Origin of the sequence: Achromobacter sp. UBA4530, assembly GCF_002388205.1 — a bacterium.
Taxonomy (GTDB): domain Bacteria; phylum Pseudomonadota; class Gammaproteobacteria; order Burkholderiales; family Burkholderiaceae_B; genus Achromobacter; species Achromobacter animicus.
Window position 1 is genome coordinate 39265 of record NZ_DGMA01000050.1, and the last position, 15734, is coordinate 54998.

Annotated in this window: 11 protein-coding genes; 7 read left to right on the forward strand and 4 right to left on the reverse strand. The window is 67.1% G+C overall.

Features of this window, described 5'->3' with window-relative positions; all coding sequences use genetic code 11:
• Positions 1-167 precede the first annotated feature (167 nt).
• Positions 168-2279, forward strand: a complete 2112-nt coding sequence (locus tag B2W22_RS28050) for a putative bifunctional diguanylate cyclase/phosphodiesterase (protein WP_286940435.1) — start codon at positions 168-170, stop codon at positions 2277-2279.
• A 146-nt stretch (positions 2280-2425) separates the two neighbouring features.
• Entirely contained in the window at positions 2426-2638 is a 213-nt protein-coding gene (locus B2W22_RS28055) for a DUF1059 domain-containing protein (RefSeq protein ID WP_175123779.1), read from the forward strand.
• A gap of 96 nt (positions 2639-2734) precedes the next feature.
• On the opposite strand, the gene B2W22_RS28060 is transcribed toward B2W22_RS28055, so the two are convergent.
• On the reverse strand, positions 2735-6145 hold the full coding sequence (locus tag B2W22_RS28060; RefSeq protein WP_286940436.1) for a TM0106 family RecB-like putative nuclease: 3411 nt from the start codon (positions 6143-6145) through the stop codon (positions 2735-2737).
• Positions 6146-6392: 247 nt separating this feature from the next.
• On the opposite strand from B2W22_RS28060, the gene B2W22_RS28065 reads away from it, so the two are divergent.
• Complete coding sequence (locus B2W22_RS28065; protein ID WP_286940437.1) at positions 6393-7172, forward strand: Sir2 family NAD-dependent protein deacetylase; 780 nt, start codon at positions 6393-6395, stop codon at positions 7170-7172.
• 16 nt (positions 7173-7188) lie between these two features.
• Here B2W22_RS28065 and B2W22_RS28070 read toward each other — a convergent pair whose 3' ends face one another.
• Positions 7189-8241: a helix-turn-helix transcriptional regulator gene (locus B2W22_RS28070; RefSeq protein ID WP_175185629.1), complete on the reverse strand. Its 1053-nt coding sequence runs from the start codon at positions 8239-8241 to the stop codon at positions 7189-7191.
• A 174-nt stretch (positions 8242-8415) separates the two neighbouring features.
• A complete protein-coding gene (locus tag B2W22_RS28075; RefSeq protein WP_286940439.1) occupies positions 8416-9936 on the reverse strand; it encodes an EAL domain-containing protein in 1521 nt (506 codons plus the stop codon).
• 469 nt (positions 9937-10405) lie between these two features.
• Here B2W22_RS28075 and B2W22_RS28080 point away from each other — a divergent pair, with 469 nt between their 5' ends.
• The 3 genes from B2W22_RS28080 to B2W22_RS28090 all read left to right on the forward strand — a co-directional run bounded on the left by B2W22_RS28080 (position 10406) and on the right by B2W22_RS28090 (position 13426).
• Positions 10406-11338 carry an N-carbamoyl-D-amino-acid hydrolase gene (locus B2W22_RS28080; protein WP_286940468.1) on the forward strand — a complete coding sequence of 311 codons (933 nt, stop codon included), beginning with the start codon at positions 10406-10408 and terminating at the stop codon, positions 11336-11338.
• Between the two features lie 130 nt (positions 11339-11468).
• The gene (locus B2W22_RS28085) at positions 11469-12404 is read left to right on the forward strand and encodes an ornithine cyclodeaminase family protein (protein WP_286940470.1); all 936 of its coding nucleotides are present in this window, start codon (positions 11469-11471) and stop codon (positions 12402-12404) included.
• A gap of 41 nt (positions 12405-12445) precedes the next feature.
• The gene (locus B2W22_RS28090) at positions 12446-13426 is read left to right on the forward strand and encodes a quinone oxidoreductase family protein (protein ID WP_286940440.1); all 981 of its coding nucleotides are present in this window, start codon (positions 12446-12448) and stop codon (positions 13424-13426) included.
• 31 nt (positions 13427-13457) lie between these two features.
• Here B2W22_RS28090 and B2W22_RS28095 read toward each other — a convergent pair whose 3' ends face one another.
• A complete protein-coding gene (locus B2W22_RS28095; RefSeq protein ID WP_175123784.1) occupies positions 13458-14393 on the reverse strand; it encodes a LysR family transcriptional regulator in 936 nt (311 codons plus the stop codon).
• 97 nt (positions 14394-14490) lie between these two features.
• Between B2W22_RS28095 and B2W22_RS28100 the strand changes: the two genes are divergently transcribed.
• Complete coding sequence (locus tag B2W22_RS28100; protein ID WP_286940442.1) at positions 14491-15711, forward strand: MFS transporter; 1221 nt, start codon at positions 14491-14493, stop codon at positions 15709-15711.
• The last annotated feature ends 23 nt before the right edge of the window (positions 15712-15734 follow it).

The window sequence follows — 15734 nt, forward strand, 5'->3', positions numbered from 1 at the left end:
ATGAAATGCGTTTGTACGACACGATTCGATAGATTGGTCTTTTTCGTGACAGTAAGGTAAATATTGCCGGCTTCACGACGTAAATCCGTATAACCCCTAGTTCTTCAGGGCACATCCGCGCAGACGCGTTGCCCCAACGCGGCCGGAGCGCGAGCCCGCCGCATCCAATGATCCTCGCCAATTCCGACGTCATGTACCGCCACCTGGTGCAAGGCGTCGTCGACTACGCCATCTACATGCTCAACCCGGATGGCACCGTCGCCAACTGGAACGCCGGCGCGCAGCGCGCCAAGGGCTACACCGCCGCCGAAATCGTCGGCCGCCACTTTTCCTGCTTCTACACCGAGGAAGACCAGGCACGCGGCGTCCCGCAGCGCGGCCTGGCCACCGCGCGTGAAACCGGCAAGTTCGAAGCCGAAGGCTGGCGCGTGCGCAAGGACGGCACGCTGTTCTGGGCGCACGTCGTCATCGACGCCATCCACGACGACACGGGCACGCTGATCGGCTTTGCCAAGGTCACGCGCGACAACACCGAACGCCGCGAACGAGAACAGCAGTTGTTGAAGGCCAAGCAATTGGTCGAGCACTACAACAGCGAGCTCACGTCCATGTCGACCTTTCTGCAGGCGGTGGTGTCGCACATTCCCTCCTGCGTGCTGGTGCTGGATGCCGTGTCGCGCAAGTTCCTGCTGGCGAACCGGCAGGCCGAGGAAACGTTTGGCGGCAAGCCGGGCGGCCTGCAGGGCCAGACCGCGCAAGAAGCCCTGCCTGAATTGGTGTGCGCGTTCTTCGACCGCCTGACCAACGACGCGCTGCGTTCGGACGGCGCCATGCGCGAAGAGGAAGAAGAACTGGCCACCGCGCGCGGCCCGCGCACGCTGAACACCAAGACGTTGGCATTTCACAGCAATGATCCGCGCTCGCGCTACGTGCTGCTGATCGCGGACGACGTCACCGACGAGAATGCCGCGCACGCGCAGGTGCGCTACATGGCGCACCACGACACGCTGACGGGCATGCCCAACCGCCGCCTGTTCCGCGACCGGCTGCTGAGCGCGCTGGGCGCAAGCCGTGAGCGTTCGACCGCGGTGCTGTGCCTGGATCTGGACAACTTCAAGAGCGTGAACGACACGCTGGGCCACCAATACGGCGACGAACTGCTGCGCCTCTTGGCCAAGCGCCTGCCCAAGCACCTGCGCGAACAGGACACGCTGGCGCGGCTGGGCGGCGACGAATTCGCCATCGTGCTGCCCAACATCGCCGAACAGGACGACGTGCGCAAGCTGGCCGAGCGCCTGATCGAGGCGGTGCGCCAGCCCTTCGAGATCGCCGGGCACACCGTGCCCGTCAGCGTGAGCATCGGCATCGCCATATCCGAATCACAGGCGCTGTCGGCCGACCACCTGCTGCGCTATGCGGACATGGCGCTTTACGAGGCCAAGCGCAACGGCCGCAACTGCCTGGCGTTCTTCGAGCCTGAAATGGAAGCCGCCGCGCTGCGGCGCCACGAAGTCGAGATGGATCTGCGCCAGGCGATCATCTCGCATCAGCTGCAGCTCTATTACCAGCCCATCATGGACGTGAGCCACGTGCGCATCGTGGGCCGCGAGGCGCTGATGCGCTGGCAGCATCCGAAAAAGGGTCTGATCATGCCGCAGGACTTCATCCCCATCGCGGAAGAAACCGGCCTGATCCACGAACTGGGCGCCTTCACGCTGCACGAGGCCTGCGTCGAGGCCATGCGCTGGGACGACCACGAAACCGTGGCGGTCAACCTGTCGGCCAGCCAGTTCACCAACGGCGCGCTGGTGTCGCTGGTGGAATCTGCGCTGACCAAGTCCGGGCTGCCCGCGAGCCGGCTGGAACTTGAGATCACCGAATCGGTGCTGCTCACCAATTCCTCCGGCAACCTGGCAACGCTGCACCGCTTGAAGGAATTGGGCGTCAAGGTGGCGCTGGACGACTTCGGAACGGGTTATTCGTCGCTGGGTTACCTGCGCACCTTCGAGTTCGACAAGATCAAGATCGACAAGTCGTTCACGCAGGACGTCGAATCCAGCCGCGAGGCGCTGGCCATCATCCGCGCCATCAACGGCATCGGCCGCAGTCTGGACATTCCGACGACGGCCGAGGGTGTGGAAACACCAGCGCAGCTGGAACGCCTGACGGCGGAGGGCTGCTCGCACTTCCAGGGCTATCTGCTGGGTCGACCCGTATCGCACGGCGACACCGCCGCCGATGCGGCGCCGGCGAGAAACGGACCCGGTGTGGCCCCCTGAAATAAGACGTCTGCGGCGCGCGCCGCGGACCTATACTTTGAAAACACCGGCCGCGATGCGACGCGCCATCGCGCTGGTGTGTTGCGCCTGGCGCGCCGGCTGTTCAAGCACGCAATGCCTTTGCAGGCATGCGCGGGGAGAGCCCCATGACACGCAAATACATCGATTGCCGTGAGTACCCGAGCGAGATGAACTGCTCGGTCGCCTTGTCCGCGGACTCGGACGAGGAGTTGCTGGAAGCCGCGGTGCAGCACGCCACCACGGTGCACAAGCACGCTGACTCGCCTGAACTGCGCTCGCAGCTCAAGTCCCTGTTCCACATCGGCACGCCGCCCGCCGAAGCGCCCCGCCGAGGCTGACGGCAACGCCTGCGGGCGCGCCGGGCCGGCAATTTCTGTCAGGCACGGCGCGCCCGCCTTCCTTGCCCGTATTGCGACGGCGTTACGCCGACCGCGCTACTCGTTCTGACCCGCCTCGGCCACCCAGCACAGCGTGTTGACCAGCGCCATCTGTTCCGGCGTCTGGCAGCGCACCGACAACAGGGCGGGGCTGGCGACCAGGATCGCCAACGCCTTGGCCCGCGACACCGCCACGTTCAGGCGGTTCCTGCTGAACAGAAACTCCATGTCGCGCGGCATGGTCTCGCCGCTGGAGGTGGCCATGGAAATGATCACCACCTGCGCTTCCTGGCCCTGGAACTTGTCGACGGTGCCTACTCGCGCACCGTCGGGCAGCGCCTGCCGCAGCGTGTTGACCTGCACGTTGTAGGGCGCCACCACCAGCACGTCGTCGGGCGTCATCGGCACCGCGCGCCCGTGCTTGTCCAGATAGCGCTGCCGCATCAGGCTGGCGTACAGCGCGGCGACTTCGCGCGCTTCCTCGTCGCTGGACTGCGCGTTGCCCTCGTGCACGACCGGCACGTACCGGATGCCGCTGGCGGCCAGCGCGTCCGCAGCGTCCGCGCCCAGCACCAGGCCCTGACCCGCGGCCGATTCCGCGGCGCGCAGCCGGCCGTCGTAGATGGCGTCGGAAATGAAGCCGCAGATCGCCGGGTGCATGCGATAGGACGTGTCCAGGAAGATGCCGCGATCGGCCGCGATGGTGGCGTGGCCGTTCAAGAGGTATTCCAGCGTGGATTCGCCCGAGCGGCCAGGGTGCGTGCCCTTGGTCGGCTGGCCAAGCTGCATCTGGTCGCCCAGCAGCACGATGTTGCGCGCGCATTGGCCCAACGCGACCAGATTCGCCAGGCTGACCTGCCCGGCCTCGTCCACGAACAGGTAATCGAACTGCTGCTGGAAGTCGGCGCGGCTGAACAGCCACGCCGTGCCCGCCACCAGTTGATGGCGCGCCAGGTCGATCTTGTCGTTGGCAAAGACGTCTTCGATGAAGTCGCCGTTGAAACAGGAGTCGTCGCCCTCCTTGCCCGACTTCTTGGCGCCGGTGAACGTCAGGCCCGCCTCGCGCGCCGCGTTCTCCAGGCCGGCCAGCAGGTTGTTGATGGCGTGATGGCTGTTGGACGTGACCGCGATGCGCTTGCCCTGGCGCAGCAGGCTCACCAGCACGCGCGAGCCGGTGTAGGTCTTGCCCGCGCCGGGTGGGCCTTGCAGGAAGAGGGTGGTCTGGTCCATGCGGCCGACGATGTCCACCACCTGATCCAGCAGCGTCGCGCCCGGGTCGGCCAGCGGGGTGCCGGGCGGTACGCCGTCAATGCGCGGCGGCTCGTGCTTGAGCAGCGCATCCACCGCGCGGAACGGCGTGCTGGCGCCATCGTCCGAGGCGAGCAGCGCGTCGCCGTAGCGGAACATGGCGTTGGCCAGTTCGTCGATGCTGACCGGCCTGCCCGGCCCGAGCGACAGGCGCTGCGGCGGCGTCGCCTTGCGCGACAGGGTGAAGGTGGCGACGCCGGCCGCAGGATCCACCGTCAGCCGGCTGATCGCCGGCCCGCCGCGCACGTCCGTACAGGCCGACCCGGTGCGCAGCTTGGTCTGCTGCGCGGGAAACCGGTAGGTGTAGCGCAGCGACTGCGCCACCGGTTCGGGCGCCACAGTGTCATCGCGCACCAGTCCGGCCAGGCATTCGTTGTCTTCCATCAGTTCGGCATCGGTCGCCTCCATGCGGGCGAACATGGCCCACCATTCCGGCTTCTGTTCGCGGCGATGAAAATCCAGCAACTGGTAGACCAGCGCGCGATAGCGGTCGCGCGCTGACCAGTCCAGCTCGTCGGCGGGCAGGGAGCCCAGCAGCGCGGCGCGGTACGGCTCCAGGCGCAGTTCGGCCGCGGTCTTTTCGCCGACCTGGAACCGGGCGGCGTCGATCTGCTGCTGCGAGTCGCGGCGGTTCGCCCACGGCATGCCGTCAGGACGCAGCGCGCACAGCCATTCGCGCAGCTTGTACGTGGACAGCACGTCGTCGCGGTTGTAGTCGGCGATGTCCTGCAGCAATTGCGCCTCGCCGGTGCGCTTCCAGCGCTCGTAGTAGACGATGCTGGCGCCGGCGTTGGTCACGCCGCCCTCGCGCTGCGGCAGGTAGAAATGTTCGATGTTCTTGATGGAGTACCCCGGCTCGGACACGCGCACGCCTTCGCGCACGACCTGGTACAGATCCACCAGCTTGTTCATGCGCAGCAGGTTGTCGACCTCTGCCTCGCGCGTGGCGTGCACGGACATCAGCTTCTTGATCGCCGTCGCCTCGTAGGGCGCGTAGTGATAGATGTGCGCATCGGGATGGCGGTGCAGCCGCGCCACGACGTAATCGATGAAGGCCTCGAAGGCCAGCTTCTCTTCGCCGCGGTTATGCGCCCAGAACGGCACGAAGCGTTCCTGGCCATCGTCGATGACGTACAGTCCGAACAGGTACTCCAGCCCGCCTTCCTCCAGCGGATCGCCTTCCATGTCGAAGAACATGTCGCCCGCATCCGGCTGCGGCATGCGTTCAAAGCCGCGCAGCGCGGTGTCGTCCGGGTCTTTGCCGATGCGGTCCCAATGGCGGCCGCCGTCGGTCCGGGCGCGCAGCTGCAGCGCCGCCTGCGATCGCAGCTTGGAGAGGATGGCGGGCTCCAGGCGCGCCACGGCCGCATCGGGCGCCAGCGTGCCCAGTTGTTCCAGCGTGCGGATGCCCTGCGCGTTCAGCTTGCGGATCTGCTGCCGCGTGATGTTGGCGACCAGCGACAGGTGATCGTCTTCCGCGCGGCGTGCCTTGCACAGCGGATCCCAGCGGCACTGGGCGCATTTCTCACAGGGGTCGGGATACGAGGACGCAGCGTCCCGCTGATCGACGTGCGCCTCGAAGCGGCGCATGACCTGGCGGAAGTAATGGGCATAGTCGGCCACGCGCAGGGACACCTCGCGGCCGCTGCCCAGCACCACGTGCATGTGCAGCGGCGCCGCGCCCTGTTCCAGGCCCAGCAGCCATGAATAGAACGAGAGCTGGATCGCGAACTTGGCGCGCGCCGACCGCGCCAGCTTGGTGTCGCTGGCCTCGTAGCTGTAATCGCCCAGGCGTGAAGGGCGTTCGGTCTTAAGCAGGAAATCGGCATGGCCGATGTATTGGCCATGCCGAAACGCCGCCTGGTAGATGACATCCGCGCCGTCGGCCATGGCCTCGCGCGTCCGGGCCAGGCGCGTGGTCAGCCCGTCGCCCGCATCGCTGACGTCGACGATGTGCCGGCCGCTTGCGCGCAGCCGTTCAAGATACGCGCGCTCGTGGTCCAGCCCCTTCTGCTGGATCAGTTCGAGCTGCTCGTCCTCTGGCGCGGCCGGCAACGGCGATTCGAGGTTGAGCAGATCCAGCGTGGTGAGGTGCTCGCATTCCAGGAAACCGACCAGGTCGGAGGCGGAAAACAACAGGCGGTCGCCGGTTTTTTGCATGGTGCGTAAATAGGCCGGGCGCAATTTGCGGAGGCCAAGAATAGCAAAACAGGAATTTGGACATTATCCGGCCAATACCTGAGTAATCCCTTGAAATCCGTTCCGATTAATTCAACCCTGAATTGTCCGAATGCAGTTTCATACTCCAGGCTGTTTCAGTAAATGGAAGCGACATGCCTGGTTTGTTCGATACGTTTAACTGCAGCCTTGGCCGCGCAGCGGCCCATTCAAACGGCGGGCGGTTCGCATGAAACTTCGCTCCCTCGATATTCCTGATCCCCTGGTGAAAACGCTGCGCGCGGCGCGTCTGATCGTCGTCGTGACGGGATCGGGCCTGAACCCCGCCAGCCGCCTGCCACAAACCCGCGATGGCATGCGCGGCCTGTGGGCGCGCTACGATGCCGCGGCCCTGGCGACCGATGCCGGCTACCGCAACGATCCGTCGCTGGTGTGGGCCTGGCACGAGGAACGGCGGCGCCGCGCGCTGCTGGCCACGCCCAACGCGGCGCACCGCGCCATTGCGGCGCTGGCCGGTCGCGTGCCGGGCACGTTCGTGGTGACGCAGAACGGCGACACGCTGCATGAGCAGGCGGGCAGCCCGCGCATCCTGCATCTGCAGGGCCGGTTCGACCAGCCGCGCTGCTCGGGCTGTGGCATGCCCCACACGCTGACCGCCCCGCCGGACAAGTCCGCGCGGCACGGCCCGTACCCCGCGCCGCCCGCCTGCCGTATCTGCGGCGAACTGGTGCGCCCGGGGCGGTTGTGGCACGGCGAGGCGCCCGCGCCCGCCGTCTGGCGGGTGGCCAAGGGGCTGGTGGCCAACGCCGATCTGATCTTGACAGCGGGCACGTCGTGCCAGACATCCGCGGCGGCCGAGCTCTGCTACGAGGCGGTCGGATGCGGCGCGCAGTTGGTGCAGATCAATCCCAATCCGACAACGCTGGATCGCGTGGCGACGCACAGCATCCGGGGCGCGGCAGAGAAAGTGCTGCCGCTGTTGCTGGCCCGCGCCTGGCCCGCCGATTGACGCCGCGGGCGGCGGACTAGAGGTAGCGGCGCGCCAGTTCGCGGGCCTCTTGAGCAAAGCGGTCGCGGATGTCTTCGGGTTCCAGCACCTCGATCGAGGACGCGTGCCCGTGCAGCAGTTGCCACAGCATGACGGACGGGCGCACGGTGGCTGTCAGCGTGAAGCCGCGCTCGTCCTCGTCGATCATCTGGTCCGCCGACAACCAGAATTCGCGCAGCGGATGACGCTGGCGCCGGCCATCGTCCAGCACCGGTTCGGCGGCGTGCAGACGGATGCGGGTTTCCTCGCCCGGATCGAAGTTCAGCGCTTCCTCGCGGCGCACGAAGTCCTGCAGGTCGAACGTGGGATCCACGTCCGCCGCCTCGTCCAGCAGGCGGACCTCGGACAACCTGTCCATCCGGAACAGGAACCGCCTGCCCGGCTGGCGCGCCCCCCACGCCACCATGTACAGCACGCCCGCGCGGTCGACCATCGCCAGCGGCGTCATGACGTACAGGCGGTCGGCGGGCTTCTTCTCGCCGAAGGGCGTGTTGCGGAACGACAGCTTGCGGTTGAAGTACAGCGCGCCGCTGACCTGGCGGTAGACCTCGGCAGACACCGTGGGCAACACGGTGGGATGGGTGCCGTCGATGCGCAGGATCTTGCGCGCCCAGTCATGTGCCGGCCCGATCCCGGGCTGGGAGCGGTGCGTTTCCAGGTAGCGCCACGCGCTGTCGAAGGTGGTTTCCAGATCGTCCAGCACGACGGCCGGCAGGTGGCGGTCGGCCACCTGCTTGAGCGCGCACATCGCCATTGCCATGTTCGCGTTCATGTTCTGGATATGGAAATCAGCGCGCTGGATGGTGCGATACCAGAGCTTGCCGCGGGTGGCGCCCACGCTGCCGACGCTGTCCAGCTTGAGCAGCGTGCGGCGGATCTGCTTGTCGCCGGGCACCGGGTTCTGCAGCGCGGCCAGCCGGTCGCGGATTTCCGCCATGCCCATGCCCATCGCCATCGCATCGGTTTCTTCGTTCTGGACATACGGAAGGATGCGCAGCAGGTTGTCGACGAGCGTCTGGTTATGTCCCATGGCAGATGCAGCAAATTAACCCGTTAAATACCGCCCGCATTCTATCTGTAAAAGCGGCGCATATTGTTTTGCCGGGGTGTAGATAATGCGGGCCGCGTAGTTTGCGCGACGGCGCTGCATTATGTCGGTTGTGCCAAAAATAAAATGGACATTCGACAACCAGCCGGCCATCGGTCAATCGGCCACGATGTCGGCAAGCGGAACCGGACGGCCGAACAGCCAGCCCTGGCCCACTGCAGCCGGCTGGCGGGCGAGCAGATAGCTGGCCTGCGCCTCGGTTTCAATGCCCTCGATGATGAGGCTGATGCCCAGCTCCCGGGATATTGCGATGACGTGGTCGACGATCAGGGTGCCCGCGTCCTCGGCGCCGATGGCGCTGGTAAAGCTGCGGTCCAGCTTGATGGCGTCGGCCTGCATTTCAGCCAGATAGTTCAGGTTGGAATGCCCCGTGCCGAAATCGTCGATGAACACCTTGAAGCCCTTGCCGCGCAAGGCCTTGACCATCGCCAGCACGTGGCCGTCGGACAGCGGCGTGCCTTCGGTGATCTCCAGCGCCACGTTGCCGGGCTTCAGACCGCGCTCGCTGACGGCGTCCAACAGGAAATTCCGGTAGCCCGCGTCTTTCAGGTCCGCCGCCGACACGTTGATGCTGACGTACAGCGCGGGGTCGTCGCGCAGGCGCTTGTGCAGGTCGCGCAGCGCCTGCGACGTCACCAGCCGGGACAGCGCGCGGCCCAGCCCCATGGCTTCGGCCAGCGGCACGAACAGCAGGGGCGACACATCGCGGCCACGGGCGCGCCACCGTGCCAGCGCCTCGAAACCCGCCAGTTGCCGGGACGCAAGCTGGCGCAGCGGCTGGTAGTGGACCTGGATGTCGCCGCCCAGGATGGCCTTGCGCAGCTCGCTCTTGGCGCTGCCCGCGTGCATGCGCCACATGACGCAAAGACCCGCCAGGAAGGCAAGGGCCAGGGCGCCGACCACGGACAGCACCATCGCCGGAAGCTGGAACCAGGCGTCGGACCGCAACCGCGACACGACGCAGATGTCGGGACCGCCGTCCGGCGCGCACAGCGAGGCGCGCCGTTCAGGCGCGAAACCCTGGTCGTCCACGTTCTCGCGCGGCATGTCCAGGTCGTGCGCGCGGCCAAAGCGCCGGTACACATGGTCGCCGTCACGCGTCACGATCTTGGCGTCGATGCCGGAACCCGGTTCCGGAAAGCCGTCGAACGCGCCCGGCGCGGTGAACACGATGATGTCGCGCATTGCCGCCATGTCGCCGATGATGCGGCGGTCGACGATATTGGCGGCGCCCACCCAGAGCTGCAGCCCGCTGGCCAACGTGAAGGCCGGCGGCGGCAGGGTCAGCGGATCGGGCAGCTTGCCCCACGCCGCGGAACAGCGCAGCATGCCGCCCAGCGTGCGGCCGATGTCGCGGATATAGGTGGAATTGAAGAGCAGCACGCGCAGGGTCGCCACATCGGCTTCGGAACACAGCGGGCCGCCCTGCGTGGCCGCAGCCATCAGGCGATGGCTTTCCTGCGCCACCCGCAGCGCGTGCGCAAGCAGCCGGGCGTTATGCCCGGCTAGTTTGTCGTCGGCCTGGTTCAGTTCGATCTGGCGTCCAGCCAGCACCCCCGCGAGGAATCCAAGCGCCGACAACAACAACACGAAAGCCGCAATTCTGGAACGTGACATGGGGGACCGGTGCACATGGGCGGCGCGTGGCATGCAATTCTGCGCGTAAGGCAATGTAACCGAACTTTTAGCAGCCTAAACGGCAAATTCGCCCCTCCTGACCCGCTAATTGTGGCTTTCGGAAATAGGCACGTTGCTAGGAAAGCCGGTGGGCAGTCCGCGCCAAAGTGCCTCTGAATCACCGGATCTACGGGGAAACCCGATATAAAACTTTGCGCGACGCCCATGATCCCGCGTTATGCACAGGGCCGGATGCGATGGCGCGCTTTCTCGGGTTTTTCCATTCAGATCAGTGGGTTGCATGCCGGGACGGGGCCAATGCAACGCGGCGCCAGGCGGCCAGACCGCAGTTTCCGATCCGCCCGAGCGCGGGCATGCTTGCGCCTTCGGCCTTGAACGCGCCCCCGCGTGGCGGCCCCTTCGCAAGATTCTGGAGATCTCCGTGACCCCCTCTTCCCCGTCCCGCAAAATGGGCCTGGCCGTCGCCCAGATGGGCGCCGTCAATCTGGCCGACACCCGCGCGGTGGTCGTGCGCCGCCTTGTCGAGATGATGCGCGAAGCCGCCGCCCGCCAGGCCGAGTTCGTCGTGTTTCCCGAACTGGCGCTGACGACGTTCTTCCCGCGCTACTGGATGGACGACGCCGAAGCGGTGGAGCGCTATTTCGAAAAGACCATGCCGAACGCCGACGTGCAGCCGCTGTTCGACACGGCGCGCGAGCTGGGCATCGGCTTTTACCTGGGCTATGCCGAACTGACGCCGGAAGGCCGCCAGTTCAACACGGCCATCCTGGTGGACCGCAGCGCCAAGATCATCGGCAAGTACCGCAAGATCCACCTGCCGGGCCACTCGGACCACAAGGTCGACGCCCCCTTCCAGCATCTGGAAAAGAAGTTCTTCGAAGTCGGCGACCTGGGCTTTGGCGTGTGGGAGACCAACGACGTCAAGATCGGCATGTGCCTGTGCAATGACCGCCGCTGGCCCGAGACCTACCGCGTCATGTCGCTGCAAAGCGCTGAGCTGATCGTGCTGGGCTACAACACGCCGTCGCTGAACATCCATTGGAACGAGCCCGCGCACCTGCGCACCACCACGCACGAGATCGTGCTGCAGGCCAGCGCTTACCAGAACGCGGTGTGGATCGGCGCGGCCGCCAAGTGCGGGCACGAGGACGGCCATCACATGATCGGCAGCTCGATGATCGTCGCGCCGTCCGGCGAGATCGTGGCCCGCGCCAGCGGCGAGGAAGACGAAGTCATCACCGCGCGCATCGATCTGGGGATGGGCCAGACCTTCCGCGACCACGTGTTCAACTTCGCCAAGCATCGCAGCCCGCATCACTACAAGCTCATCGTCGAGCGCACCGGCGCGGGCGATCCGCTGCCCCGGCCCGAAGTGGATTGACGCCGTTCGCCTGCGGTAAGCGACCCATTGCCCGCGTCATCGCGGGCAATTTTCTTTTGGCGGCCGCGCCCTGCACGCTGCTAGACTGCCCGAGGCCCCTTGATTGACCGACCACGCAGGCAACGATCCGATGCGCTTAATCGACACCGAACAGACCCGCAACGCCCTGTCCTTCGACACCGTCATTCCCGCCCTGCGGGACGCCTTCCGCGAAGACGCCACGGTGCCCGCCCGCCACGTGCACGCCATCCAGTCCGGCAACGCGCACGGCACGTCGCTGATCATGCCGGCGTGGAGCGACCGCGGGTATTTTGGCGTGAAGATCATCAACATCTTTCCCGAGAACACGCATCAGGGCCTGCCGGGCCTGCACGCCACGTACAACCTGTACAGCGCCACCACGGGCGTGCCGGTTGCGCAGGTCGACGGCGATATCGTCACCGTATACCGTACCGCGGGCGCGGCGGCGCTGGGCGCGGACTACCTGGCGCGCGCCGATGCCCGCACGCTGCTGATCGTGGGATCCGGCCGCATCGCCGGGCTGGTGGCGCAGGCCATGCGCACGGTGCGCCCGATCCAGCGCGTGCTGGTATGGAACGTTCGGCCAGCCGGCGCCGAGACGCTGGCGGCCGGCCTGCGCGAGCAGGGCTTCGATGCGCAGGCGGTCACTGACCTGCAGGCAGCCGCCGGGCAGGCCGACATCGTCAGCTGCGCCACGCTATCCACCGAACCGCTCATCCACGGCACGTGGCTGCGTCCCGGCACGCATCTGGACCTGATCGGCAGCTTCAAGCCGGAAATGCGCGAGACCGATCCCGCGTGCTTTGACGGCACCACCGTCTATGTCGATACCGACGAGGCGCCGACCAAGTCCGGCGACCTGCTGTCGGCATTCGACGCCAACGTGCTGACGCGCGATGGCATCAAAGGCAACCTGCACCAGCTCGCCAAAGGCGAGGCCCCCGGACGGCGCAACGATCAGGAGATCACGGTGTTCAAGGCGGTGGGCAGCGCGCTGGAAGACCTGACGCTGGCGACGCTGGTGTATGAATCCGTGAAGGAATGAGGGCAGATGGTGCTTTACCCATAACGCAAAGGAGACAACGCATGACGCAGTCACGTTCCATCCAATTGACCGAGTTCGGCGGCCCGGAAGTCATGCGGCTTGTCGACGCCGACCTGCCGCCCCCGGGGCCGGACGAAGCGCAGCTGCGCCAGACGGCCATCGGGTTCAACTACATCGACATCTATCAGCGCGCGGGCAAGTATCCGCTGCCCACGCCGACAGGCCTGGGGCATGAAGCAGCCGGCGTGATCGAGGCGGTGGGCGCAGGCGTGACGGACCTGCGCGTGGGCGACCATGTCGTCTACATGAACGCCGGCGTGGGCGCCTACGCCGACCGGCGCAACGTGCCGGCCGCCAAACTGGTGAAGATCCCGGCGGCTATCTCCGACGAAGTCGCCGCCGCCGTGTTCTTCAAGGCCATGACGGCGCAATACCTGGTCAAGAAAACCTATGCGGTCCAACCCGGCGACATTGTGCTGGTGCACGCGGCCGCGGGCGGGGTCGGACAGATTCTGAGCGGATGGGCGCATGCGCTGGGCGCCAGGGTCATCGGCACGGCGGGCTCGCCCGCGAAGTGCGAGGCCGCGCGGGCGGCCGGTTGCGATGTGGCCATCGACTACACGCAGGAAGACTGGGTCCAGCAGGTGATCGCGGCCACGGGCGGAAAAAAGGCGCGCGTCGTCTACGACTCCGTGGCCCGGCACACGTTCATGGGATCGCTGGACTGCGCCGCGCCATTCGGCATGGTGGTGCTGTTCGGCGCGGCGTCCGGCCCTGCCCCGGCCATCGATCCGGAACTGCTGAACAAGAAGGGGTGCCTGTTCCTGACGCGTCCGTCCGTGTTTCCGCACAACGCGGACACGCAGACGTTCCGCGCCAATGCGGCGGACGTCTTCGACGCCATGCAAAGTGGCGCGGTCCGCGCAGCCATCGGGGCGCGCTATCCCCTGGCGCAGATCCAGGACGCGCATCGCGCCGCTGAAAGCCGCGCGGTCACTGGCGCCATCGTCATCACGCCCTGATCGACGACGCGGGGGCCGGCGCCACGCAAAGTCAGGCCCCCGCCAGCTCCATCGGCAGATGCTCGCGCATGATCTCGATGAAGCGCCGCAGGCGCGCCGGCTGAAAGCGCGACGGCGCATAGACCAGAAAGACGGGCAGGGCGTCCGCACGCCACTGCGGCGCCAGGTGCACCAGGCGGCCGGCGGCCAGATCGGGTTGCATGGCCCACGCCGATCCCAGCGCCACGCCCAGCCCCTGGATGGCCGCGTTGCGCAGCGCGTGCAGGCCGTCGGTGGACAGGCGCGGCTGAATGTCGAAAGACTGTCTGTCGCCGCTGCCGCAGTGCGTGAGGGTCACCTCGGTGCGATAGAAGGTGCGCAGCGCCAGCCACGGCAGGCGCGCCAGATCCGACGGATCCTGCGGAACCGGCCCGCCCGCAAGCAGGTCCGGTGACGCCACGACGATGCGCGGCACCTCGCCCAGCTTCACCGCAATCACTGACGGATCGGTCACCGCCCCGACGCGGATCGCACAATCCACGTTCTCGGCGATCAGGTCCGGCATGCGGTCATGCAGCAGCCACTCCACCCGCATGTTCGGATAACGCTTCAGGTACTTGGCCAGCGGCTCGATGAACTGATCCTGGCCGAACACGTGCGGCGCCACCACACGCAGCATTCCCGCCGGGTCATCGTCCGCGCCGCGCACCTCGCTCTCGAAGGACTGCCAGCTGGCCAGCAGCTCCTTGCCGCGCTCGTAGCAGCGCTGGCCGTCTTCGGTCAGGCGGATGGCGTGGGTGGAGCGCTTCAACAGGCGTACGCCCATGGTGCGTTCCAGCAGTTGCAGGCGGCGGCTGACGGTAGGCTGAGTGCCGCCCATCTGGGCGGCGGCGGCGGACAGGCTGCCGGCCTCGACGATGCGCACGAAGGTTTCGATCAGCAGCATGCGGTCGGTGCCGGCTGCGGCGGGGAGGGCGGAGGCGGTCATACGCCTATCGTATAACGCCTGTACCCGAAGGTCGGCTACCAAAACCCCGGCGGCAAGCCCAGAATCTGCCCCGTACCCAAAGCCACCGGACACCACCATGTCATCCCCCACTTCCCACCCCTCCCTATCGCGCGGCCTGGTCTTCCTGCTGGCCGTGGGCGCCGGCCTGGGCGTCGCCTCTCTTTACTACAGCCAGCCGATGCTTGGCGTGCTGGGCGCGGACATCCACGCCAGCGCAGAAACGCTGGGCTGGATTCCGACGCTGACGCAGCTGGGCTACGCCTTCGGCATCCTGATGCTGGCGCCGCTGGGCGACCGCTATGACCGCAAGCGCATCATCCTGATCAAGGCCGCCGTGCTGAGCCTGGCGCTGCTGCTGGCCGGCGTGTCGCCGACGATCGGCCTGCTGCTGGCCGCCAGCTTCGCCATCGGCCTGTCCGCCACGCTGGCGCAGGACATCGTGCCGGCCGCCGCGCATCTGGCCCCGGCCGACCAGCGCGGCAAGATCGTCGGCACCGTCATGACGGGCCTGTTGCTGGGCATCCTGCTGTCGCGGGTGGTCAGCGGCTTCGTGGCCGAGCAGTTCGGCTGGCGCATGATGTTCGCGGCCGCCGCCGTCAGCATCGTGGCGCTGGGCGCGGCCCTGTGGCGCGGCCTGCCGCGGTTCGAGCCGTCGACGCGGCTGGCCTACAGCGCGTTGCTGGGTTCGCTGCTGACGCTGTGGCGCCAGCACCCCGGTCTGCGCCGCGCCGCCACCGCGCAGGGTCTGCTGTCCTTGGGCTTCAGCGCCTTCTGGTCGACGCTGGCAGTGATGCTGCACGACGCGCCGTTTCACCTGGGCGCGGGCGCTGCCGGCGCGTTCGGTCTTGCCGGCGCCGCGGGCGCCCTGGCCGCGCCGCTGGCTGGCCGCGTGGCCGATACACGGGGGCCGCTGGCGGTCGCCAGCCTGGGCGCAGGCCTGACGATGGTGTCGTTTGCCGCGATGATCTTCCTGCCCTTCCTGCCCACGCATGCCGCGCTGTGGCTCATCGGCGGCGCCGCGGTCGGCTTCGACCTGGGCATCCAGACCTCGCTGATCGCGCATCAAAGCATCGTCTACGGCATCGATCCGGCCGCCCGCAGCCGCCTGAACGCCATCCTGATGACGGGCGTCTTCATCGGCATGGCCGCCGGCGGCGCACTGGGCAGCCTGGCGCTGGCCCACTGGGGCTGGACCGGCGTGACGCTGACCGCAGCCGGCGCCGCGGCCGCCGCCCTGGCCCTGCGCCTGTGGCCCGCCAGCAACCGCAACGGCGAGGCCAGCCGCTACGCGGCGTGAGGATCGGGCCGGCGTATCACCAC